Source organism: Acinetobacter sp. WU_MDCI_Abxd143, assembly GCF_025514195.1.
GTDB lineage: Bacteria > Pseudomonadota > Gammaproteobacteria > Pseudomonadales > Moraxellaceae > Acinetobacter > Acinetobacter pittii_H.
In genome coordinates, this window is the sequence record NZ_JAHPTH010000004.1 from 21,202 (window position 1) to 44,947 (window position 23,746).

At 38.2% G+C, this 23,746-nt stretch carries 18 protein-coding genes; 6 read left to right on the forward strand and 12 right to left on the reverse strand.

Annotated features, from left to right (window positions below; all coding sequences use genetic code 11):
• Positions 1-8: 8 nt before the first annotated feature.
• A complete protein-coding gene (locus tag KTI79_RS10100) occupies positions 9-908 on the reverse strand; it encodes a LysR family transcriptional regulator (RefSeq protein ID WP_079284247.1) in 900 nt (299 codons plus the stop codon).
• 96 nt (positions 909-1,004) lie between these two features.
• Between KTI79_RS10100 and KTI79_RS10105 the strand changes: the two genes are divergently transcribed.
• Entirely contained in the window at positions 1,005-1,127 is a 123-nt protein-coding gene (locus KTI79_RS10105; protein ID WP_079284246.1) for a hypothetical protein, read from the forward strand.
• A 63-nt stretch (positions 1,128-1,190) separates the two neighbouring features.
• Here the strand turns inward: KTI79_RS10105 and KTI79_RS10110 are convergent, their stop codons facing one another.
• The 7 genes from KTI79_RS10110 to KTI79_RS10140 all read right to left on the reverse strand — a co-directional run bounded on the left by KTI79_RS10110 (position 1,191) and on the right by KTI79_RS10140 (position 10,609).
• Positions 1,191-1,952 (reverse strand): ThiF family adenylyltransferase, encoded by a 762-nt coding sequence (locus KTI79_RS10110; RefSeq protein WP_032054425.1) that lies wholly within the window; start codon positions 1,950-1,952, stop codon positions 1,191-1,193.
• 333 nt (positions 1,953-2,285) lie between these two features.
• Complete coding sequence (gene acnA, locus KTI79_RS10115) at positions 2,286-5,042, reverse strand: aconitate hydratase AcnA (RefSeq protein WP_032054424.1); 2,757 nt, start codon at positions 5,040-5,042, stop codon at positions 2,286-2,288.
• 124 nt (positions 5,043-5,166) lie between these two features.
• Positions 5,167-5,979, reverse strand: coding sequence for a TatD family hydrolase (locus KTI79_RS10120; protein WP_032054423.1), 813 nt, complete (start codon positions 5,977-5,979; stop codon positions 5,167-5,169).
• Positions 5,979-6,920 (reverse strand): RsiV family protein, encoded by a 942-nt coding sequence (locus tag KTI79_RS10125; RefSeq protein WP_032054422.1) that lies wholly within the window; start codon positions 6,918-6,920, stop codon positions 5,979-5,981. The genes KTI79_RS10120 and KTI79_RS10125 overlap by 1 nt, the downstream gene beginning before the upstream one ends.
• A 90-nt stretch (positions 6,921-7,010) precedes the next feature.
• Positions 7,011-7,853 (reverse strand): hypothetical protein, encoded by an 843-nt coding sequence (locus tag KTI79_RS10130; RefSeq protein WP_032054421.1) that lies wholly within the window; start codon positions 7,851-7,853, stop codon positions 7,011-7,013.
• A gap of 69 nt (positions 7,854-7,922) precedes the next feature.
• Entirely contained in the window at positions 7,923-9,515 is a 1,593-nt protein-coding gene (locus KTI79_RS10135; RefSeq protein ID WP_032054420.1) for a peptide chain release factor 3, read from the reverse strand.
• Between the two features lie 230 nt (positions 9,516-9,745).
• A complete protein-coding gene (locus KTI79_RS10140) occupies positions 9,746-10,609 on the reverse strand; it encodes a hypothetical protein (protein ID WP_032054419.1) in 864 nt (287 codons plus the stop codon).
• Between the two features lie 326 nt (positions 10,610-10,935).
• On the opposite strand from KTI79_RS10140, the gene KTI79_RS10145 reads away from it, so the two are divergent.
• Positions 10,936-11,508 (forward strand): TetR/AcrR family transcriptional regulator, encoded by a 573-nt coding sequence (locus KTI79_RS10145; RefSeq protein WP_032054418.1) that lies wholly within the window; start codon positions 10,936-10,938, stop codon positions 11,506-11,508.
• A 440-nt stretch (positions 11,509-11,948) separates the two neighbouring features.
• Here the strand turns inward: KTI79_RS10145 and KTI79_RS10150 are convergent, their stop codons facing one another.
• From KTI79_RS10150 to KTI79_RS10165, 4 genes are all read right to left on the reverse strand, one after another.
• Positions 11,949-14,003 (reverse strand): GGDEF domain-containing phosphodiesterase, encoded by a 2,055-nt coding sequence (locus KTI79_RS10150; RefSeq protein WP_032054417.1) that lies wholly within the window; start codon positions 14,001-14,003, stop codon positions 11,949-11,951.
• Positions 14,004-14,330: 327 nt separating this feature from the next.
• Positions 14,331-15,347: a ketol-acid reductoisomerase gene (gene ilvC, locus KTI79_RS10155; protein WP_032054416.1), complete on the reverse strand. Its 1,017-nt coding sequence runs from the start codon at positions 15,345-15,347 to the stop codon at positions 14,331-14,333.
• A 32-nt stretch (positions 15,348-15,379) separates the two neighbouring features.
• The gene (ilvN, locus tag KTI79_RS10160; RefSeq protein WP_001215920.1) at positions 15,380-15,871 is read right to left on the reverse strand and encodes an acetolactate synthase small subunit; all 492 of its coding nucleotides are present in this window, start codon (positions 15,869-15,871) and stop codon (positions 15,380-15,382) included.
• Positions 15,871-17,595, reverse strand: a complete 1,725-nt coding sequence (locus KTI79_RS10165) for an acetolactate synthase 3 large subunit (RefSeq protein WP_016142213.1) — start codon at positions 17,593-17,595, stop codon at positions 15,871-15,873. The genes ilvN and KTI79_RS10165 overlap by 1 nt, the downstream gene beginning before the upstream one ends.
• A gap of 534 nt (positions 17,596-18,129) precedes the next feature.
• Between KTI79_RS10165 and leuS the strand changes: the two genes are divergently transcribed.
• From leuS to KTI79_RS10185, 4 genes are all read left to right on the forward strand, one after another.
• Positions 18,130-20,754: a leucine--tRNA ligase gene (gene leuS / locus KTI79_RS10170; protein WP_032054414.1), complete on the forward strand. Its 2,625-nt coding sequence runs from the start codon at positions 18,130-18,132 to the stop codon at positions 20,752-20,754.
• Positions 20,755-20,781: 27 nt separating this feature from the next.
• A complete protein-coding gene (gene lptE / locus KTI79_RS10175; protein ID WP_032054413.1) occupies positions 20,782-21,291 on the forward strand; it encodes an LPS assembly lipoprotein LptE in 510 nt (169 codons plus the stop codon).
• An 18-nt stretch (positions 21,292-21,309) separates the two neighbouring features.
• Complete coding sequence (gene holA, locus KTI79_RS10180; RefSeq protein ID WP_032054412.1) at positions 21,310-22,299, forward strand: DNA polymerase III subunit delta; 990 nt, start codon at positions 21,310-21,312, stop codon at positions 22,297-22,299.
• 107 nt (positions 22,300-22,406) lie between these two features.
• Entirely contained in the window at positions 22,407-23,744 is a 1,338-nt protein-coding gene (locus KTI79_RS10185) for a MacA family efflux pump subunit (protein ID WP_086376330.1), read from the forward strand.
• Positions 23,745-23,746 lie beyond the last annotated feature (2 nt).

Below are 23,746 nucleotides of genomic sequence, written 5' to 3' on the forward strand. Positions count from 1 at the left end.
TCAATTTCCTAAAATTGAAAAACTTGATGGATGCGTTCGACAGAATGCTGAATCATTTCATCATGATCTTTTCTATAGACCAAAACTACTTCCGAAAGTGATAGCTGATCAGTTAAAGGCAATAGTTTTACCTGAGCAGGCAAGATCTGCTGAAATTCTTTAGGCACAATACTTACACCAATATTTGCAGCCACAAGTTGTAACTGTGAAATCTTACGCGACTGGATTGGAGCTTTTTGTGGGGTAAATCCTGCGGCTAAACATAAATTTGAGACCAAATAGCTTAATCCACCTCTTTTAGAATGGGGCGTAGAAACAAAGTATTCTTCTTTTAAATCTTTGACTTCGACCTTCTCTTTATTTGCAAATTTAGCATGATCAATGTGCACGGCCACCATTAAAGGTTCTTCATATAATTTAATAACATTGACGTCATCTAGTGTATGCCGAACTGGCGGTCTAATTAAACCAATATCAATCTCCCCATTCAGTAAAGCCAAAACTTGATGCTCAGATGACAACGTGTTTATCTCAAAGTTAATTTTTTGCTTTAAGCTAATTTCTTTTAATATTTGAACCTTTTTATCATCCATAATAATACTGCTCGAGTGAGCAATTTTAATCTGGCGATTTTTTCCTTCTGCAATATTCTTAGAAACTCCAATGATCTCATTTAAATAATGCATATTATCTTTTATTTTTTTATAGAAGATCCCTCCTGCCTCTGTGAGTTTTACTTTCTTATCGGTACGATCAAATAACTGAAAATCAATTTCTTCTTCTAATAATTTAATTTGCCGGCTTAAAGCAGACTGAGCTATGAATAGCTTTTCAGAAGCCGCAGTAAAGCTTCCTTCTTCAACAATTTTTATAAAATATTGGAATTGTTTTAACGTGAGCATTTCTATCTCAAAATTAGATCATTAAGTCTATTTTCTATATTAGATTAGATAGATTGCCTTCGCTAGAATTTTATCAAGACCATTCACTTGTTTGAATTATTCATGAAGTATTTAAAAGGTTTAGCCATCTTCACCGTTGTTGTTCTAATTTTATGGTGCTTTAAATTTTATGATCAGCAGCTACCCACACACACCCAGCAAGACAACATCAAGCTGTATGATTAAATAGTTTTTCTCAAAAATAAAAGGCATGCACTCACATAAGCACATGCCTTTTCAATATTTAAATTAGGCTTTCTTTAAATCGAGCTTTTTCAAAACTTCAGCTACAGCAATCATAGCAAAGCTTGAAGTCACCACTACCGCTGAACCATAGCCACCACAACGTAAGCCAGCTGATGGGCAGACATCCGCACTTGAAAATGGGTTATCGATTGAGTAAATACAGGTAATGCCAAATTTCTCTTTTGGCCTTTTACAGATGCCGCGAGCACGAAGTTGACTCCGTAGCTTCGCTAACATTGGGTCTTGTTCTGTTTTTGATAAATCAGCTACGCGGATTTTAAGTGGATCGAGCTTACCACCTGCTCCACCCGACACAATTAAAGGAATTTTATTAAAACGACAATGGAGCATTAAAGCCAGTTTTGCTTTAACGTCATCAATACAGTCCAAGATAATATCGGGTACAGGATTTAAAAGTTCTGTGACATTCTCAGGGGTTAAGAAGTCATCAATAATATTAACTTTAATACGTGGGTTAATTTGGCGACAACGCTCCGCCATAATCTCAACTTTTTCACAGCCCAGAGTTGATGTCATCGCAGGTAACTGACGGTTCACATTTGATGCCGCAACCACATCCATATCGACTAATGTGATCTCACCAATACCTGTACGCGCTAAAGCTTCCACTGCCCAGCTGCCGACCCCACCAATACCAATCACCATCACATGACTTTTTTCATAGTGCTGGAACGATGAATCACCATAAACTTTGGCTACACCTGCAAAACGGCGGTCATATTCATCTTGTTGAAGATCGGTCATTGCTACTCTTTGGGGATATAAAACACGGAGAGTATTTTACTGCTTTTCAGACGAAAGTGTATTTCAGATCAAAGAAAACTTGAGACTGTGATGTTTAAACTCACGACAAGTCTTATCATTATTAATCAAATTATACGGCTTAAGATTTAAACTATTGTTTACTAATGTGACAGGCGGCATGGATGCCGCTCAGTTGGGCTGCGGTATAAGGATATACCGTCAGCCCGACAAAGGATTTTTGTTACTTTTTATCCTTAAAAAAGTAAGGATACGCCTATATAGTCAACATTAGCCAAAGCACCCTCATTACAAGGCTATGCAAACTTAGCCAAATTAACCAGCAATCAAATTCCGCAGTACATAATGCAAAATACCACCTGCCTTAAAGTACTCAACCTCATTTAACGTATCAATTCGACACAACACATTAAAGTGGCTGGCTACCCCATTTGGCCCTTTTACATCAACTTCAAGAATTTGATGAGGTTCAATGCCATCCGACAAACCTCGAATTGATATCACCTCATGACCAGTTAAGTTGAGAGATTGTCGCGTTTGTCCTTCAATAAACTGTAATGGCAACACGCCCATACCCACCAAGTTAGAACGGTGAATACGTTCAAAACTTTCCGCAATGACAGCTTTTACACCTAGTAAGTTCGTACCTTTGGCAGCCCAGTCACGTGAAGAACCTGTTCCGTATTCTTTACCAGCAATAATCACAAGCGGTGTATGTTCTTGTTGGTAACGCATCGCCGCATCATAAATGGCAAGCTTCTCACCACTTGGCACATGTATGGTATTACCACCCTCTTCACCACCAAGCATCTCGTTTTTAATACGAATGTTGGCAAAGGTGCCTCGCATCATGACTTCATGATTACCACGTCGAGAACCATAGGAGTTAAAGTCTTTTGGCTCAACACCTTGCTCTTGCAAATATCGGCCTGCAGGACTGTCTTTTTTGATATTACCTGCCGGTGAAATATGGTCAGTCGTTACCGAGTCACCAAGCACTGCCAAGATACGAGCCTGTTCAATATTCTTAATCGCTTTTGGCGGCTCGCCAATTCCTTTAAAGAAGGGCGGATGGCGGATATAAGTCGAATCATCCGCCCATTCATAGGTTTTACTTTTCGGGATCTGGATCGCTTGCCATGTTGCATCACCATCAAACACCGCAGCATATTCTTTGTGGAACATCTCTGTATTTACTTTCTGTAAAACGGCATCAATTTCTGCCTGACTTGGCCAGATATCTTTTAAGTAAACAGGTTGTCCATCTTTACCTTGCCCAATAGGTTGCGTAGTCAAATCGGTACGAATATTACCAACTAAACCATATGCAACCACCAAAGGTGGTGAAGCAAGCCAGTTTGTTTTGACTAATGGATGTACTCGGCCTTCAAAGTTACGGTTACCAGAAAGTACTGATGCTACGTTTAAATCATGGCATTGAATTGCATCTTCCACTGGCTCAGGTAGTGGACCTGAGTTACCAATACAAGTCGTACAACCATATCCCACCAAGTTATAGCCCAACTCATCTAAATACGGCGTAAGCCCAGCAGCCAGCAAATAGTCAGTCACAACTTTAGAACCCGGTGCAAGAGAGCTTTTCACCCACGGTTTACGCTGCAAACCTTTTTCAATGGCTTTTTTTGCAAGTAAACCCGCCGCCAGCATTACACTCGGGTTAGAAGTATTGGTACAAGATGTGATGGCTGAAATAACAACATCACCATGATTTAATGGATAAGTTTGTCCTTCAATCACACAAGAAGGACTTTCATGTTGGATATTTGCTTTTTTTGCCTCGACAGCAGTGCCGCCACCGCCTTCATTTTCTAAACGCTCTTTAGCTTCTTTGGCTGGTTTTAAAGTTAACTCCATGAGCGCATTAAACGTTTTTGGTACTTCTGATAAAAGCACTCGGTCTTGTGGACGTTTTGGCCCTGCCAAACTTGCCTGAACTGTACTCATATCAAGACTTAAAGTGTCTGTAAAAACAGGTTCATCACCAGCATTTCGCCATAAACCTTGTGCTTTGCTATACGCTTCAACCAGTGCAATACGGTCACTTTGACGACCAGTTAATTTCAAATATCCTAATGTCACTTCATCAATCGGGAAGAAACCACAAGTCGCACCATACTCTGGTGCCATATTGGCAATGGTCGCACGGTCAGCAAGTGGTAAATCGGCTAAGCCATCACCATAGAATTCTACAAATTTACCCACGACACCTTTTTGGCGAAGCATTTGAGTAATGGTCAGCACCAAATCAGTTGCAGTAATCCCTTCTGGCAATTTTCCTGTGAGTTTAAAACCGATCACCTCAGGAATGAGCATAGAAATAGGTTGGCCTAACATGGCCGCTTCGGCCTCAATTCCGCCTACACCCCAACCTAAAACACCTAAACCATTAATCATGGTGGTATGTGAGTCTGTACCCACTAAAGTATCTGGAAAAGCAAAAGTCTGACCATTATCTTCGCCTAGCCACACCGCTTGAGCCAAATATTCTAAATTGACCTGATGGCAAATACCCGTACCTGGTGGCACTACACTAAAGTTATTAAATGCAGATTGTCCCCAACGTAAAAATTGATATCGCTCACCATTACGTTGCATCTCGATTTGTACGTTTTCTTCAAAAGCCTGTTCATCGGCAAAATAATCAACCATTACAGAGTGGTCAATCACCAAATCAACAGGAGATAATGGGTTAATTTTTTCAGGGTCGCCACCCGCTTGCGCCATCGCTGCTCGCATTGCAGCTAAATCAACCACTGCAGGCACACCCGTAAAATCTTGCATTAAAACCCGTGCAGGACGATATTGAATTTCTTGATCTGAGGTGCGGGTTTTTAGCCATTCTGCTAACGCATGGATGTGTTCAGTTTTAACGCTGTGCTGATCTTCAAACCGTAATAAGTTTTCCAATAATACTTTTAAAGATTTCGGCAGTTTGGCAATATCCCCTAGCGTTTTCTCTGCTTGGGCTAAGCTAAAAATCTGATAATTGCTGGAACCTACTGTTAGCGTCTGTAAAGCATTAAAACTATTGATATTGCTATACTTAGCCATTGGGTTATCCTCCCATGTCTGGCAATGTTATTTTTCACGTTTTTACATGTTCTTTTCTTACTTTAAGCTTCTTTTTTAATCGCTGTGTTTTGTTTTAGTTAATATTTTTAATCTTTGATTTTTATTACGATAATTTCAATGCAGTGAGAGAGTTTTTCCACAGCAACTCAGCCAAATCCGGCTCTGAAATATTTAAATTTTCAGCCAAACTTTGTAGAACGTAAGGCAAATTAACAGGGGTATTACGAGTCCGCTGTTCTGTTGAGGTTTGACAGCAAAGCGGCGTCATATCTGGACAATCTGTTTCAATCACCAAGTGCTCTACACCTATAGCCTGCACAACGGTATGAAGTTTTTTTGCATTCGGGTTGGTAAACTGCCCAGTCACACCAATTTTAAAACCAAGCTTAATAAGACCCTTTGCCTCTTCTACCCCACCACTAAATGCATGAGCAATGCCACCCAATTTAAATTTTTGAGCTTTTAATATAGCAAGCACATCACCGTGCGCTTTTCGAATGTGGAGTAACACTGGTTTTTGGTATTGGGTTGCCAGCTCTAACTGATCTGCAAAATATTGTTTTTGCTTTGCATATACATCTGGCTGCTTATGTTCTTTTAAGAAAGTATCTAAGCCAATTTCACCTACAGCCACGCAGTCATGTTGCTGCAAGATATGTTCAAGATGAGCCAGATGCTCTGGTTGATGCTCCTCAATATAAAACGGGTGTAAGCCTGGTGCTAAATAAGAAGTAGGCACATTTTCCCAACTTTTTAACTGATGATGAGTATGCACCAAATCATCAAAGCGGGACTGTAAAAAGCCAATTAAAACCAAAGCATCTACACCCACTTTTTTTGCCTCAAGTGCTAGCTGTTGCCGATCTTTATCAAAATCGGCAACATCGAAATGGGTATGGGTATCAAACAAATGCATTAGCCAGCACTTTTTGCAACTGGTGCCGAAGCAGGTTTGGCTTTAGGCTGTGGCAAATATTCTTCTTTCAACACATCTTGCAATTGGTCATAAGGAATGACTAATCGAGGGAGTCCAACTACGTATGGTCCAATTTCATACTCACCGTATTGAAGGATTAAACCTTGCTCACCTAACAAGAAGTTATTAGATAATTTAAATGGCCATGCTTGTTCATAGTCAGCAACATTATCAGCCAATTTAGAGTCCGTTACCCATGTCTTAAAGGCTTCATGAGCTAACTTCTCTAAAGTTGATTTTTGCTGAGGGCGTAATAAATCTTCAAGCTTAATTTGCTTTTGCTCTTTTAAATCAAAATTATAATAATGCTGTGCAGCAGAGCCATGAGCCCCACCTAAATAGCTACTACTATTAAGGACCACAGTGACAACTTTGCCTTGAGCTTGCAAAATCTTAGGTTTAACTAAGAGGTTGATCTGATGATTACTACTTAAAGCTTTTAGCTCATTATCTAAATCGATAAATGAGTTCGCATAACGTTGTACCTGTGCATCAAAGCTATTTTTTTGCTCTGCACCCATAACTGCTGAAGCTTCTGTTTTTTGTTCCGTTTGTGTGCTCTTAGCATCAGGTTCAGCAATTTCTAAAATTTGATTTAATGTATTTAAGATTTGCTGATCTATAATTTTGTCAATAAAAGGAAAATTACTCTGTAAACGTTCTACCGTAAATTCCGGACAATTTTTGCCATCACAATCAGGTAAAACCACCTTACTACGAATTGTTTCACCTTTCAAAGTCAACTCTATTGGCTTTTGTTCTTGAACAGCGGATTTCTGCTGCTCTTGAGAATCCTTAGGATCAGCTTTAGGTTGGCATGCTGCCAAAAATATAGCAGAAGCAAGCAAAGTTAATCGCAGTGAAGCTTTAGAAGATAACATCATATTTTGCCTTTTATTCTAAGGAGATTACGCTATACCTTTCTAAGAAATTAGCGCATATAAATAGAGGTTGCAAATTCTGCTACCATCTTAAAACATTTGTTCATAAACCTCGGGTTGTAATATTTTTTTGGTCTGTTCTTTAGATAAATAAATATCGAGCTGTGGCGCTTCTTTAGTAATCTGGTTGGCCTGATAATGTAAACCAACGCCTTCACCATCAAAGAACCAATCTGCCTGTCCCCAATATAAAGTTTTTGGTGCTTCTTTTTTAATTTCAGCAGTCTGCTTTTTTAACCAGTCTTGATAGGCTACCTGCACCATTTGATGCACAGTAGTTTGTTGATCTTTTTGTAAAACATCTAACAAAGTTAAGCTCTTATGCAGTTTGCGGTCGGCCACAAAAAAGTAATAACGGTCTTTAATCGTGAGCTCTTCTTGCTTGGTATCAAGTCCTAATTGCAATAAAACATATTGGTTACGCTGCGATGCAATACGTGTATGAAGATGCAATTCATAAGCCCGATTCTTTGAATATTTATCTTGCCATTCATCAGACTTTTTAACATAGGCATTAATGGCTTGCTGCAAGCTTAAGTCTTTTTTCAAATCAATTTGGTCTTGGATCACTTTAGCCTGACTTTTCGCGATCCATTCATTTAGCCATGCATCTTGAGTCTTTATCGTTTGAATATCGACATCAATACAATTTTTCTTCTCACAAAATGGCAAAGCATAATCAGCTTTTACTTGTTGCAAGTTTAGAAATGGGAGTACTTCAGCTTTCTCTATATTTTGATTTTGGGTAGAAGCTGATTTCATTTGAGAAGATGATGAAGGTTGAGAGCTTTTCCAGACAAAAAGACCAATTGCCAAAATTAATATGATTACCGCAACTAAAAGTGCAATAACTGTCTTTCTATTCAAAGTCATTTCATCATCCTTTCTTATTTTTCAAAACAAAACAGCTTCTGTTCGAAGCTGTCTGTCAAATCTTAAAGATTAGTGTTCACGCGTGTTACGGAACTGAATATCAGGCCAACGCTCTTGCATAATCTGCAAGTTGACACGACTTGGCGCAAGATAAGTTAAGTGACCACCCCCATCGATAGAAAGCTGGTCATGTGCTTTTTTCTTAAATTCATTGAGAATCTTGTCATCATCACAATGAATCCAGCGAACCGTATTAACACTTACAGGCTCATACACGCAGTCAACTTTATATTCTTCTTTCAAGCGGTAAGCAACTACATCAAACTGAAGCACACCCACTGCACCCACAATCAAATCATTGCTAATTTGTGGCATAAATACCTGAGTTGCGCCTTCTTCAGACAACTCTTTCAAACCTTTTTGCAATTGTTTTGACTTTAATGGATCTTTCAAACGCACACGACGGAACATCTCTGGTGCGAAGTGAGGAATACCTGTGAAATGCAGATCTTCACCACTTGTAAAAGTATCACCAATTTGAATTGTGCCATGGTTATGTAAACCAATAATATCACCTGGCCACGCTTCTTCTAAGTGCTCACGTTCACCCGCAAGGAATGTCAATGCATCACTAATACGAACATCTTTACCAATACGTACGTGATTCATTTTCAAACCTTTCTCGTATTTACCTGAACAGATACGCATAAAGGCAATACGGTCACGGTGTTTCGGGTCCATATTTGCTTGAATTTTAAAGACGAAACCAGAAAAACCTTCTTCTTTCGCATCGACAACACGCTCTTGTGTTGGATGTGCTTTAGGTTCTGGTGCCCAATTCATAAATGCGTCTAACACGTGGTCAACACCAAAGTTACCTAAGGCTGTACCAAATAGAACTGGGGTTTGCTTGCCTTGTAAAAATAATTCGCGGTCTAAAGGTTCGTTCGCCATTTGTACGAGCTCAAGTGACTCTTCAAAAGACGTCCAAGCCAGCTCACCTACTTTTTCACGGATATCTGCATGGTCGTAGCCATCGCGTACTTCAATATCTGTAATAGTTGAGCCAAAGCCTGTTTTGTAGACATACAATTTGTTTTCAAGAATATTGTATACACCCGCAAAATCACGTCCCATCCCTAATGGCCATGTAATAGGTACACAGCGAATATTAAGGACATTCTCAATTTCATCCAGTAACTCAAGTGGTTCACGAATCTCACGGTCCATCTTGTTTACAAATGAAATGATGGGAGTATCACGCATACGACAAACTTCCATCAATTTGATGGTACGTTCTTCGACACCTTTTGCACCGTCAATCACCATTAACGCAGAGTCAACCGCAGTTAGGGTACGATAAGTATCTTCAGAGAAGTCTTCATGTCCCGGTGTATCAAGTAAGTTAATAGTGTGACCTTTATAAGGGAACTGCATAACAGAAGTAGTAATGGAAATTCCACGCTCTTTTTCCATTTCCATCCAGTCAGATGTAGCTGCGCGGTCAGATTTACGGCTTTTTACCATCCCTGCAACCTGAATTGCTTTACCCCATAACAGTAATTTCTCTGTCATGGTCGTTTTACCGGCATCGGGGTGGGAAATGATGGCAAATGTGCGGCGTTGAGCAACCTGTGCCGCTAACTCATCTTTAAAACTCATGAAATACACCTACTGCGGAGATTGCAGTGCCAAAGACCTAAAGTCGATCAAAATAAAAATTGGCGTAATTGTAGCAGATTTATAGAACTGTTTAATGATTGTTGATAAGCCATGAGTTATTCACAAACTTTTTAGATCTTTTTTGAGAATATAGTTTAGCTTCTTAGAATTTTTACAATTAAAAAGCCCACCTTTTTATAGATGGGCTTTGTTAAAATTTAATAGAATCGTTATGCCAGTTTCTTTTCTTCAATAAATTGAACATCTGCAATTTGTGCATTCCAGAACTCATTCCATAAAGCACAGTAATCAATACATAGCTTAGTTAAGCTTTCATAATCATCTTTTGTAATCGCTTGCGCTAATGCAAACCAAAGGTCATCTTGATGGTCATCGTCAGCAGCCTCCGATGTTTCATCAGTAGATACACCATGTACATGGTAATAGCCACCACCTTCAACATCGATATTTACGAATTTGGTCGCTTGGCGCAATGGTGGGCTAAAAAGAATGACCTCTTCCTCTGCAACAGCCAATAATGCTACGACATTAATATAACTATCATAAGAAGATTCTAAGAATGATCTCACCTGATCTGCAAATTTTGACGGCTTATAATTACGACGGTCAAGCTCAGTTAAACCATAATCATTAAGTAAATCTTCATATAAAGGATAATGAGCGTATTCAGGGTTACCCAAATAGTAATTATCTTTATCGAGTCCAGGACGAAAACCGAATTCATCAAGTATATTTAAACTTAATAACACCCTTGGAAACATTTTGGCTCCTGAATGGAGTTTAGGTTCCAATTGTTTTGTTAAAAACTGTGCCTGTAATAGAGCATCAGTAAAAATCTGTACAATCGCGTGGCGATATTCTAAATGAATATGCGTCAAAGCCGTCTTATCCAGATATCCACCGTTTAACAGTTCAATAGCAGGATGCTTACAAACTGGCAATTCTGCAATTGTTTTTCTTAACTGTCGAAGAAATTGTAAATTTTCATCCCATTCTTTTGCAGGGATACTGTTTTTCATCCCCTGCAATGCTTTTTCTCTTGGATTATTAAAGTCTTCAAATTTTTTTAACATAATGATTCTCAGTAGAAAGTTGTTCTTATAGTTAAGTTATAGGTTGTCCCTTTATTTCAATTATGCATTCAATTGCTAAAATAAATTCCGCTCACCTATGCTTAACAAGTTGATACTATGTTTATTATCTCAACAAATCAACGGATTAATTAATAATATTTAAAAAAGTAAACTATTGCAAACCAAATATATAATATGTTGTTTTTTAAATTAACCAAGCTATTGAATAAATATAATTTTTTAAATACTATAAAATAAGTTTTATTTAAGCTTCTACACTTTACAATAGCAAAGTTAATCAAAAAATATCCGCGACGGGGAAACCAATGTCAAAAAGAGAAACTATTATAAGAACAGCTACCTCCCTCTTTAACCAAAAAAGCTATACGTCTATTGGCGTTGATCGTATTATTGCTGAATCTGGCGTTGCAAAAATGACTTTTTATAAATACTTTTCTTCTAAAGAAGCCTTAATTGAAGAATGTCTTTATAAAAGAAATTTAGAAATCCAAGATTCAATGTTGGAAAAAATTAATAATATTAACAGTCCCTTACTTCGACTAAAAAAAATCTTTACTTGGTATATCGAATGGATCAACACAGATGACTTTAATGGCTGCTTATTTAAGAAAGCGACCATCGAAGTCATGCAGCTGTATCCCACTATCAAACATCAAATTAATGGGTATCGAGAGTGGATTTACGAACTAGTTTTTTCAGCCCTTTCAGAGTTAGAGGTTGAAAATACGAAAATTCTAACAGGACTTTTTCTTAACATTGTAGATGGAATCATTATTGATGGCACTATAAACAAAGAAAAGATTAATCCCGAAGAAACATGGTCTTATATAAATAAAATTATTGAGTTTGAAACAATCCGAGATTGTGCAACTATTTAATTTATAAATTAATTAAGACTTTATATTTTAATAAAGAGAGCAGATATTTTTAGTTCGGTGGAGTCTAATCTCCAACTCCACCAAAAATCTATTCAACCCCTAAAGATTAATGTATTTATATTTTATAAAAATTAATATTTTCATTTAGTTCTATCTTTATTAATTCTAATTATTATATAAACTTCACAATACTTTATAATAATCCTTTTCACCTCTTATGTTTTATAAAATACAAACATTAATTTGTTAGTATTACTTTATACTTGCAGTATATATTCATAAATTATTATATGTAAAATACTCAACTAACTAAGAAACTGCTGCTATTCATTACTACCAATATCTAGGTGGGTTTTAAAAGATAAATTTATTTTAATTAATTGTTATTTAAAGAAAAAGTTAAAAGGAAATATTAGTTTTAAAAATCAATATAGAAAAAACTAAGCGAAATGGGCGCCTTGAGTCTCAATGAGCTGATCAACCTGTACAGGCATACCTAATAAATAACCCTGAAATTGCTGACAGCCTAATCGAGTCAGAATCTCAACCTGCTGCTGAGTTTCTACTCCTTCCGCTGTTACGGTTAAACCCAACTTTTTAGCTAAATGTATAATACTTTCCAGAATCACTTCTTCTTTAGAACCAGGCTTTAAATCGACAATAAAGCCGCGATCAATTTTCAACTCATCTACTGGTAAATCTTTTAAATACAAGAAACTCGAATGCCCTGTTCCAAAATCGTCAATTGCAACTCGAATGCCCATATCACGTAGGCGCTCACAAGCTCGAATACTTAAATCAATATGCCGCATTGCTGTTGACTCAGTAATCTCAACAATTAAGTGATGGGGTTGAATTTGATATTTTTTTAACAATGCTTCGAGCGTACTAAATAATTTTTTATTTTCAAACTGTAAGGCCGATAAATTCACTGCGACTGGATAAAATGGGGTATTACTACGCTCCCACTCCTGAATTTGCGAGCAGGCTTGCTCAAGTGCCCAATATCCCATTGGAATGATCAAACCTGTTTTTTCTGCACCCTCTATGAACATATGGGGAGTGAGTATTCCTAAAGCTGGATGATTCCAACGAATTAATGCTTCGACACCGCACACTTCAAGATTGGTATTAAATTTTGGTTGGTAATATAAGATGAACTGCTTTTCTTCTACAGCTTTATAAAGGTCATTGATCAGTTTTGACTGACTTCTTGTTTCTTGTTGATGGGTTGAATAACTGAAAATGGTATAAGTATTCCGGCCCTGCTCTTTAGACATGAGCATCGCGGCATCAGCGTTCATGAGTAAATCCTGAACATTTTGTCCATGCTCAGGAAAGAGTGCTACTCCTAAACTCGCAGAAATATTAATTTCTTTACCCGAAATTTGATAACTTTCCTGAATCAGCTGTAAAACTTTCTCGGCCAACACAACCGCTTCTTCTGCATTGGTATTTTCTGCAATAAGTAAAAACTCATCGCCACCAATTCTAAGCAGTTTACATTTCTCATTAAGTTGCCAGTGTAAACGGTTCGCCATTTGAATGAGTAATTGGTCACCCACATGATGCCCAAAAGCATCATTCACCGATTTAAAACGGTCTAAATCAATATATAAAAAAGCAATTTTCTGGTCTTTATATCGATGATCTGAAAGTAATACTTCAGCATAATCAACCAAATAAAGGCGATTTGGTAGTTTAGTTAAATTGTCTTGTATAGATAAGTTAGCTAATTCTTTATTAGCCTTGCGTAATTCTAAATTTTGTTGCGTAAGGCGTTGCTCTAACATCGCAACAATAAAGCTTGCTACGAGTACCAAACAGGTGACTAGAATAATTGTAAATAGTAATAAGTCATGTTCAGCCTGATATTGGCTAATAAATTTATCAGTAATATTTGTCGCAATAAGAGCGGTATAGTGCATCCCCATAATACTTAAGGTCATCATTACCGAAAATGCGATTTTTAAAGTTAAGCGATATCGTTCTGTATCTTTTAATTTATAGGCGAGTAAAAACGCTAACCCTGAACCACTCATCGCAATTAATACAGAAAATAAGAGTAAGAACGAAGTGTAATCTTTTTTATAAACATTAATATTCCAGCCCAACATGCTAATGTAATATGAAGCTGAAATTCCAATTCCCATAATAATCGAACTCAAAATGAGTCTAAATAAAGGAAGTGTAAAACGCGAAGTCAACCACATCGCAATGCAAGACAACAATGCACTAATGGCATAAGAAATGACGATTAAAGGAATATTCGAGTTGGCTGTATCAAATAGATGATAAGCTTGTATGCCAACAATATGGACAATGCTAATTGCTAAAGCGAGTAGCAATCCATTAATAAATAAAATTAAGGATTCAAACTTCTTATAGACCTGTTTGAATATTAGCTGCTCCATGGAAATTACAATATAGCATATGAGGCCAGCTGCAATAAAAGAGCCGACGATCAATGTGCTATCGTAATCAACATGACCCATATTGGACTTCCATGATTATTCAATACTTTTTTTTATTTTGTTCAACTCATTGCCCAAAATACAATTAAACATGTTAAAGAAATTTTAGTAAATTTGACTTATTCAGTCAGTTATAAACAATAACATTATCTATCTTTTGGTCAAGTATTTTTTACTTTATAAATCAATAAAGTAAATAAAAACTAAGCAGCCAATTATATGAAAAATATAGAATTTATTTAATCTATTCAAGTCGACCTAATCGCAATTTTCGCATTCAAATAAAAAATAGTATAAAAAAAGAACCCTGCACTAAGCAGGGTTCTTTTGAAGCTTTAGAAAAGAAGATTAGTTCTTTTCTTTGTCTACGATTTTGTTCGCTTGAATCCAAGGCATCATTGCACGTAACTTATTACCAGTTACTTCAATACCATGTGCAGCATTTTGACGACGACGAGCAGTCATAGATGGGTAGTTTAATGCACCCTCTTGAATGAACATCTTCGCGTATTCACCAGATTGAATACGTTTTAATGCATTACGCATCGCTTCACGAGACTGCTCGTTAATTACTTCAGTACCCGTTACATATTCACCGTACTCAGCATTGTTAGATACTGAGTAGTTCATGTCAGCGATACCACCTTCGAACATTAAGTCAACGATCAATTTAAGCTCGTGTAAACATTCAAAGTAAGCCATTTCAGGTGCATAACCAGCTTCAACTAAAGTTTCGAAGCCCATTTTCACGAGTTCAACTGCACCACCACAAAGAACTGCTTGCTCACCGAATAAGTCAGTTTCAGTTTCTTCACGGAATGAAGTTTCGATAATACCTGTACGGCCGCCACCTACGCCAGAAGCATAAGAAAGAGCAACGTTACGTGCATTACCAGAAGCATCTTGATGAATTGCGATAAGGTCAGGAACACCTGAACCACGTTGGTATTCAGAACGAACTGTGTGACCAGGTGCTTTAGGAGCAACCATGATTACATCTAAGTCTTTACGTGGAACAACTTGGTTATAAAGAATTGAGAAACCATGAGCAAATGCTAAAGTTGCACCTTCTTTGATGTTTGGCTCAATCACATCACGATAAAGTTGTGATTGGAATTCATCTGGAGTCAAAATCATTACGAGGTCAGCTTGCTTAACTGCAGCAGGAACTTCTGCAACTTTAAGACCAGCATTTTCAGCTTTCTTCCAAGAAGTTGAACCTGCACGTAAACCTACAGTTACGTCTACGCCTGAGTCTTTAAGGTTAAGTGCATGAGCATGACCTTGAGAACCGTAACCAATAATCGCTACTTTCTTGCCTTGGATGATTGATAAGTCACAGTCTTTATCGTAAAAAATTTGCATTTGTGTTCTCCGCTAAAATACTTTTTAAAAAATTAAATGGCTAATACTTTTTCGCCACGGGCGATACCAGATACACCAGAACGAACGACTTCTAGAATAGTGTTTTCCGCAAGTGCATCGATAAAACCATCTAATTTTTCAGTTGTCCCTGCTATTTGAATGGTATAGGTAGTTGGTGTCACGTCTACAATTTGCGCACGGAAAATATCCGCTGTACGCTTAATTTCAGCACGTGAAGCACCTAACGCTTTTACTTTAATCAACATCAGTTCACGCTCAATGTGCGAACCTTCTGATAAATCTACTACTTTTACAACTTCAACAAGTTTGTTGAGCTGCTTTGTAATCTGTTCAATCTTATGGTCATCGCCATAAGTGGTTAACGTCAAACGCGATAACGTAGGGTCTTCGGTTGGAGCTACATTTAACGTCTCAATGTTGTAGTTACGTTGACTGAATAAGCCCACCAAACGAGAAAGCGCACCAGCTTCGTTTTCAACGAGTACAGAAATAATATGTCTCATTATGTACGCTCCCCTTTACCTAACCACATATCCTTCATAGACTGACCTGCGATCAGCATTGGATAAACATGTTCTGTGCGATCAACCATGACATTAATGAATACACATTTATCATTAATCGCCATTGCTTCAGCAAGCTTTGACTCTAATTCATCAGCATGATCAATCTGAATACCTACATGACCATAAGCTTCCATCAATTTGCCAAAATCAGGCAATGATTCAACATATGAGCTTGAGTGACGGCCTTCATAGTTCATATCTTGCCATTGTTTAACCATACCTAAAGCACGGTTATTCAAGCATAAGATCTTCACGTTCATACCGTATTGCTTACAGGTTGAAAGCTCTTGAATACACATTTGTATTGAAGCCTCACCGGTAATACAAACAACTTGTTGATCAGGGAAAGCAAGCTTTGCAGCCATTGCATAAGGTAAACCTACGCCCATGGTGCCCAATCCGCCTGAGTTAATCCATTGACGAGGACGTTTGTATTTGTAGTACAACGCACCAAACATTTGGTGTTGACCCACATCTGAAGTAATGATGGCATCACCATTGGTCGCTTTATATAAAGCTTCAACAACTTGTTGTGGCTTCATTGTGCCATCAGTCGGTGTTTCGAACTTCAAGCCATGAACTTTACGCCATTCATTAATTTGATCCCACCATGCAGCAATTGCTTCAGGGTTTGGCTTAGACACATTCAATTGTTTCAATTGCGTCAACATTTCCTGAAGTACAGGCTCAACTGCCCCTACAATTGGAATGTGCGCCATAATTGTTTTTGAAATGCTCGCCGGATCAATATCAATATGAATAACTTTGGCATTCAAACAGAATTTTGCAGGGTTATTAGTTACTCGGTCATCAAAACGAGCACCTACCGCAAGAATGACATCAGCATTATGCATGGTCATATTTGCTTCATAAGTCCCATGCATACCTAACATGCCAATGAACTGGGGATCATCGCCAGGGAAGCCACCAAGGCCCATAAGTGTGTTAGTCACTGGGTAACCGAGTAAATGAGCAAGTTCAGTCAATAATGCTGATGCATTACCTTGAACAACACCACCACCCGTATAAATTACTGGACGTTTTGCACTTAAAAGCTCATCAATCGCTTTACGAATTTGACCAGAATGACCACGTGAAGGTGGCTGATAAGAACGCATCTTCACTTTTTCAGGATATTCGTACGCAAATTTTTCTGCAGGATTAGTCGCATCTTTAGGAATATCGACAACAACTGGGCCAGGGCGACCACTTGATGCGATATAAAATGCTTTTTTGATAATTGCAGGAATTTCACTTGCGTGACGAACTTGGAAACTGTGTTTCACGATCGGACGTGAAATACCCACCATATCAGTTTCTTGGAAAGCGTCTTCACCAATAAGATGTGATGCAACCTGGCCAGACAAAATCACCATTGGGATTGAGTCCATATAAGCTGTTGCAATTGGAGTCACAGTATTAGTTGCGCCAGGTCCAGAAGTGACCAGTACTACGCCAGTCTTACCTGTAGCACGCGAGTAAGCATCTGCCATATGACCAGCAGCTTGTTCATGACGTACGAGGTAATGATTAATTTTGTCTTGTTGAAATAGCGCATCATAAATATGTAATACAGCGCCGCCTGGATAACCAAAAACATGTTCAACGCCTTCGTCCGCAAGAGCACGAACGAGCATTTCACCACCAGATAAAAGTTCCAACGTGATTCACCCTAAAATCTTTATCACTATTTATGGAAGGCACAAATAGTGTTTCATTCATTGAATTGTCTGCACTGTTATAGCACACATATTGTCTAGTTTTCGTTGCAATAGAAAAATTTCTGTTTTTCAGCCGTATAAGCTTTTTTAACATTAATAAAGCATGTCTGGATATACATACTTTAAGTAAAATCAATCTCTCGGCTAGAGAGAATGTCTATTACAAAACATGACGGTTATTCGAAGGGTGATCAAATAATCGCATATAAAACTAAAGGAAGCATTTTTGTTGTTTAATTCACTAAAGTCAAGATTAAAGAAACACTTTTCTATGATTATTTTTTAACTGACTATTTTTTCATCTTATTTGATTTTTCCACTTTTCTTTTTTTATGTCTGTCCCACTTTTTTCAGGTTTATTCCTGTTTAATTTTTAACGGAAAATAAATCCATCCCAAAACTGCATTTTTGTCGATTTTGCGCTATGCTGTGCAACAATCTTTAATATCAATTTTTGTTGTATAGCTTACGTCTATGACTATTTCTCACATTGACCCCGAATATCAAGCAAACACGATTGAACCATCAGTTCAACAAGATTGGGAAAATCGTAAAGTCTTTAAAGTTGCCGACACTGTCGAAGGTAAACATCGTTACATCCTGTCAATGTTTCCTTACCCAAGCGGCAAGCTGCATATGGGGCATGTGCGTAACTATACAATTGGCGATGTGATTAGCCGTTTTTACCGTTTAAAAGGTGAAACTGTATTACAACCTATGGGTTGGGATGCATTCGGTTTACCTGCGGAAAACGCAGCAATTGCCCATAAAGTTGCTCCGGCAAAATGGACATTTGAAAACATTGCCTACATGCGTGACCAATTAAAAAAATTAGGTCTATCTGTAGATTGGGATCGTGAATTTGCAACTTGTACACCAGAGTATTATCACTGGGAACAATGGTTATTTGTTCAGCTTTATAAAAAAGGCCTGATCTACCGTAAACTTTCAACAGTAAACTGGGATCCAGTTGACCAAACTGTTTTAGCAAACGAACAAGTTGAAAATGGTCGTGGCTGGCGTTCTGGTGCATTGGTTGAAAAACGCGATATTCCAATGTACTACTTCCGTATTACTGACTATGCACAAGAATTATTAGACGACCTAGACACTCTACAAGACGGCTGGCCTCAACAAGTGTTGACCATGCAACGTAACTGGATCGGTCGCTCTACAGGCATGGAAATTACTTTCCCATCTGCCAATACTGAAGTTTATGCTGACGGCTTAACTGTTTATACAACACGTGCTGACACGCTTATGGGCGTGACATATGTTGCCGTTGCAGCAGAACACCCTCTTGCGCTTAAAGCTGCTGAAAACAACCCTGAATTGGCTGCATTTATTGAAGAGTGCCGCATGGGTTCAGTTGCAGAAGCGGACTTGGCAACAGCCGAGAAAAAAGGCATGGCAACAGGTTTGTTTGTAAAGCATCCTGTAACTGGTGAAGAGCTTCCTGTCTGGATCGCAAACTACGTATTAATATCTTACGGTTCTGGCGCAGTGATGGCTGTACCAGCGCATGACGAACGTGATTTTGAATTTGCTAACAAGTTCAACTTGCCTATTAAGCAAGTAATTGATGCCAAAGGCGCTGACGATGCAGGTTACTCTGCAACTGAGTGGCAAGAATGGTACGGTTCTAAAGAAGGTAAACTTGTTAACTCTGGCGAGTTTGACGGTTTGGAATTCCAAGCTGCTTTCGATGCATTCCTTGCAAAATTAGAACCACAAGGTTTAGCAAATTCTAAAGTTCAATTCCGTTTACGTGATTGGGGTGTTTCTCGTCAACGTTACTGGGGTTGTCCAATTCCAATGATTAACTGTGATACTTGTGGTCAAGTCACAGTTCCAGAAGACCAGCTTCCGGTTGTATTACCAACTGACGTTGTTCCAGATGGTTCAGGTAACCCATTAAATAAAATGCCTGAATTCTATGAAACTAAATGTCCTTGCTGTGGTGGTGATGCACGCCGTGAAACAGATACTTTAGATACATTTGTAGAGTCATCTTGGTACTACGCACGTTATGCTTCTCCAGACTTTACTGGCGGCATGGTTAAACCTGAAGCAGCTCAAAACTGGCTTCCTGTAAACCAATACATCGGTGGTGTTGAGCACGCGATTCTTCACTTACTTTATGCACGTTTCTTCCACAAATTAATGCGTGATGAAGGTGTGGTACAAGGTAATGAACCATTTACCAACTTGTTAACTCAAGGCATGGTGCTTGCGGATACATTCTATCGTGAAGCAGAAAATGGTAAGAAAACTTGGTTTAACCCTGCTGACATCGAATTAGAGCGTGACGAAAAAGGTCGCATTATTTCTGCGAAATATTCAGGTGACGGTCAAGAAGTTATTATCGGCGGACAAGAAAAAATGTCTAAGTCGAAAAATAACGGTATTGACCCACAAGCGATTATTGATCAATACGGCGCAGATACAGCACGTGTATTCATGATGTTTGCTGCTCCACCAGATCAATCTTTAGAATGGTCTGATGCAGGTGTTGAAGGTGCAAATCGTTTCTTGAAACGTGTATGGCGTCTTGTAGCAAGCTTCCTTGAAAAAGGTAACCAAGCCTCTACGATTGATGCAGCTAACTTGTCTAAAGATGCTCAAGATTTACGTCGTAAGACTCACGAAACTATTCAAAAAGTAAGTGATGATATTGAACGTCGCCATGCATTCAACACTGCAATTGCTGCTTTGATGGAATTGTTAAATGCAAGCAATAAGTTTGAAGCAAAAGACGACAACGACGTTGCTGTAGAACGTGAAGCGATTACCACACTATTAACTTTACTTGCTCCATTTGCACCACATTTAAGTCAAACATTATTGGCTCAGTTTGGTACAGATGTGACAGAGGCAACATTCCCTGAAGTCGATGCTTCTGCATTAACTCGTAATACCCAAACGATTGTTGTACAGGTTAACGGTAAACTTCGCGGTAAACTTGAAGTTTCTGTTGATATTTCTAAAGAAGATCTATTAGCTCAAGCTAAAGCTTTACCAGAAGTTCAACAATTCTTAACAGGACCAACAAAGAAAGAAATTGTGGTTCCAAATAAATTAGTTAACCTCGTGGTTTAATTAAAGTTATTAATGAGAGGATCAAGCATGCACTTTGCCAAACGTTTAGCCGCTGTTGTTTTGACCTTAGGCCTTAGTGCAGGCTTAGTCGGGTGTGGATTTCATTTAAAAGGAAGCAACCCGACTGCAACTCCGCTTGTTTATAAAAAATTAAGCCTTGAGTTACCAGCAAAAACCGATGATTTGGAAACGCAGTTAAAAGTATATTTAGCTGCAAATGGTGTTCAACTCAGCAATGATAATGATGCCTATGTACTCCGTGTTTTAGAGTACACTCCACGTCGTCAGCTTTTAAACGGAAAGCTAACGGAAGTATTATTACGCTTAACTGTAACCTTCCAGATTGAAGACCGTCAGGGTAATAAAATTACAGAACCACGTTCGTTAACTGCATCTCGTAGTTATCAATATGATCTTGCAACGGTTAACACCGAAAATCAGCAAGAATCTTATTTGCAACGTATTGTGATTGATGACATTGCACAGCAAATTACTCGTCAGATTTCAGCAAACCGTTTACCAAAAGCTCAGCCTTAATCTTTATTTTTACCCGCAATGAAAATTGACTATTTACAAGCCTTAAAACGCATTCCGGAAGCACGGGGTGCGTGGATCTTACATGGCCAAGAACCTTTGCTGGAACAAAATTTATTAGATGCTTTTCGTAAAAGTTGGCAACAACAAGAAGTTGAAAGACAACGCTACGATATTAGTAGCGTGAGCGACTGGAAAAATGTTTTTAACGCTCTTAACAGCTTATCTTTATTTTCTCAGCAGCTCGCCATTGAAGTACATGGCAATATAAAACCTGATGCAAATGGATTAAAACAACTTAAAAGTTATATTCAGCATAATGAAACTAACCTACTTTTAATTGTTTTACCTAAGCAAGATAGTAGTAGTTTAAAGTCTGCTTTTTTCCAAGTTGTGGAAGCAAATGGTGTTGTCGTTGCCCTAACAGCGAACTATCCGCAAGACCGTCAAAGAATTTTATCTGCTGAAGCAGAAAAACTTGAAATTCAACTCGACAATGACGCTTGGCACTGGCTCATGCAACATCATGAGCACAATTTGCTTGCAGCTAAAAATAGCTTGATGCGTGTAAGAGACACTTTTCCAGACCAACAACTGATTCAAATTGAACAGTTATATGCTTGTTTACAAGATCAATCTCGTTACACCACTTACGATTTAAGCGACGCGCTATTAGAAGGTAATCTCGCTCAATCCATTAAAATTTTTCAATATTTAATTGCTGCTGGCGAACCAGAAAGTCTGATTTTATGGACTTTAAGTAAAGAAATGCGTTTATTGATGCAATTATTTGAGCAGCCTCATAATGCATTACAACTTGGCATCTGGAAAACTAAAGTCAGTTTATATCAACAAGCATTAAGAAGATTAAATCCTCAACAATTTTTAGGATGGTCTACCCTTCTATTGCAAGTTGATGCAGCAATTAAAGGTATGTCGAACGAAAATGCCCAACATTTGATGCAGCAGGCGATTGCTGAATTATGTGGGAAAACGCTATTTGTACAATAATTCGGTGGAATCATTTTTCTTCATTCTTGAATTATCATAAAAATTCACGTTTTATCCTCATTTCGCTTTTATACTAAATTAAATTTTAAACTTTTCGACCTCTCACCATGCCAAAAATAAAGCCAATCAAACTCGTTATTATCATCGTCTGTATAGCAATTATTGCTGTATTAGCTTGGAAGTTTTTAAAACCTAAACAGCAACAGCCTCAATATATTACTGCTGAAGTGACACGTGGGGATATTGAAAATAATGTACTTGCGACAGGTACACTTGATGCAACCAAACTCATTAGTGTGGGTGCGCAGGTATCTGGTCAGGTTAAAAAGATGTATGTACAGTTGGGCGATCAGGTTAAGCAAGGTCAACTTATTGCACAAATTGACTCAACAACCCAAGAAAACAGTCTAAAAACCTCTGATGCAAACATTAAAAATTTAGAAGCACAGCGACTTCAACAAGTTGCTTCCTTAAATGAGAAACAACTTGAATACCGCCGTCAGCAACAAATGTATGCACAAGATGCAACGCCGCGTGCAGATTTAGAATCGGCTGAGGCTAGCTATAAAACAGCTCAGGCGCAAATTAAAGCATTAGATGCACAAATCGAATCTGCCAAAGTGACAAAATCTACGGCTCAAACCAATATTGGTTATACACGTATTGTTGCTCCAACTGATGGTACGGTTGTCGCGATTGTGACTGAAGAAGGTCAAACCGTAAACGCGAACCAAAGCGCGCCAACAATTGTCAAAATTGCAAAATTACAAAACATGACGATTAAGGCGCAAGTCAGTGAAGCTGACATTATGAAAGTTGAAAAAGGACAACAGGTTTACTTTACAACTTTAGGTGATGAAACCAAGCGCTATGCAACTTTACGTCAAATTGAACCAGCTCCTGACTCAATTTCGAGCGAATCAACCAGTACAACAAGCTCAACAACCAGTTCAGCTGTTTACTACAATGCCTTATTCGATGTGCCAAATACCGATGGTAAATTGCGTATTGATATGACTGCACAAGTTTATATCGTATTAAATTCAGCTAAAAATGCTTTATTGGTTCCATCTTCTGCTTTAAGTAGTAAACAATTTTCTGGTCAAAGAAAATCAGGTCAATCATCTGAGAAAGCAAGTTCTACCCCAAGTACAGAACGCAAACATGAAGGTAATGGTGCTCGTTTAGAACGCTTAAATTTAACTGCTGAACAAAAACAACTGGTTGAACAAGGTAAAGCAACGCTGAGCGTAGTACGTATTTTACAAGCAGATGGTACAACCAAACCGACTCAAATTTTGGTGGGTATTAATAACCGTGTAAATGCGCAAGTTCTTGCTGGTTTAAAACAAGGTGACCAAGTTGTAATTGCAGATAGTTCAGATACTTCTGCTGCTTCTGCAAATAGTGGTAATAACCGTCGCCGTGGCCCAATGGGAATGTAAGC

Excerpts from the sequence above, each read along its gene's own strand:
- KTI79_RS10105 (WP_079284246.1), top strand. The coding sequence starts at position 1,005 with ATGAAGTATTTAAAAGGTTTAGCCATCTTCACCGTTGTTGTTCTAATT.
- KTI79_RS10110 (WP_032054425.1), bottom strand. The coding sequence starts at position 1,952 with ATGACCGATCTTCAACAAGATGAATATGACCGCCGTTTTGCAGGTGTA.
- acnA (WP_032054424.1), bottom strand. The coding sequence starts at position 5,042 with ATGGCTAAGTATAGCAATATCAATAGTTTTAATGCTTTACAGACGCTA.
- KTI79_RS10120 (WP_032054423.1), bottom strand. The coding sequence starts at position 5,979 with ATGCATTTGTTTGATACCCATACCCATTTCGATGTTGCCGATTTTGAT.
- KTI79_RS10125 (WP_032054422.1), bottom strand. The coding sequence starts at position 6,920 with ATGTTATCTTCTAAAGCTTCACTGCGATTAACTTTGCTTGCTTCTGCT.
- KTI79_RS10130 (WP_032054421.1), bottom strand. The coding sequence starts at position 7,853 with ATGACTTTGAATAGAAAGACAGTTATTGCACTTTTAGTTGCGGTAATC.
- KTI79_RS10135 (WP_032054420.1), bottom strand. The coding sequence starts at position 9,515 with ATGAGTTTTAAAGATGAGTTAGCGGCACAGGTTGCTCAACGCCGCACA.
- KTI79_RS10140 (WP_032054419.1), bottom strand. The coding sequence starts at position 10,609 with ATGTTAAAAAAATTTGAAGACTTTAATAATCCAAGAGAAAAAGCATTG.
- KTI79_RS10145 (WP_032054418.1), top strand. The coding sequence starts at position 10,936 with ATGTCAAAAAGAGAAACTATTATAAGAACAGCTACCTCCCTCTTTAAC.
- KTI79_RS10150 (WP_032054417.1), bottom strand. The coding sequence starts at position 14,003 with ATGGGTCATGTTGATTACGATAGCACATTGATCGTCGGCTCTTTTATT.
- ilvC (WP_032054416.1), bottom strand. The coding sequence starts at position 15,347 with ATGCAAATTTTTTACGATAAAGACTGTGACTTATCAATCATCCAAGGC.
- ilvN (WP_001215920.1), bottom strand. The coding sequence starts at position 15,871 with ATGAGACATATTATTTCTGTACTCGTTGAAAACGAAGCTGGTGCGCTT.
- leuS (WP_032054414.1), top strand. The coding sequence starts at position 18,130 with ATGACTATTTCTCACATTGACCCCGAATATCAAGCAAACACGATTGAA.
- lptE (WP_032054413.1), top strand. The coding sequence starts at position 20,782 with ATGCACTTTGCCAAACGTTTAGCCGCTGTTGTTTTGACCTTAGGCCTT.
- holA (WP_032054412.1), top strand. The coding sequence starts at position 21,310 with ATGAAAATTGACTATTTACAAGCCTTAAAACGCATTCCGGAAGCACGG.
- KTI79_RS10185 (WP_086376330.1), top strand. The coding sequence starts at position 22,407 with ATGCCAAAAATAAAGCCAATCAAACTCGTTATTATCATCGTCTGTATA.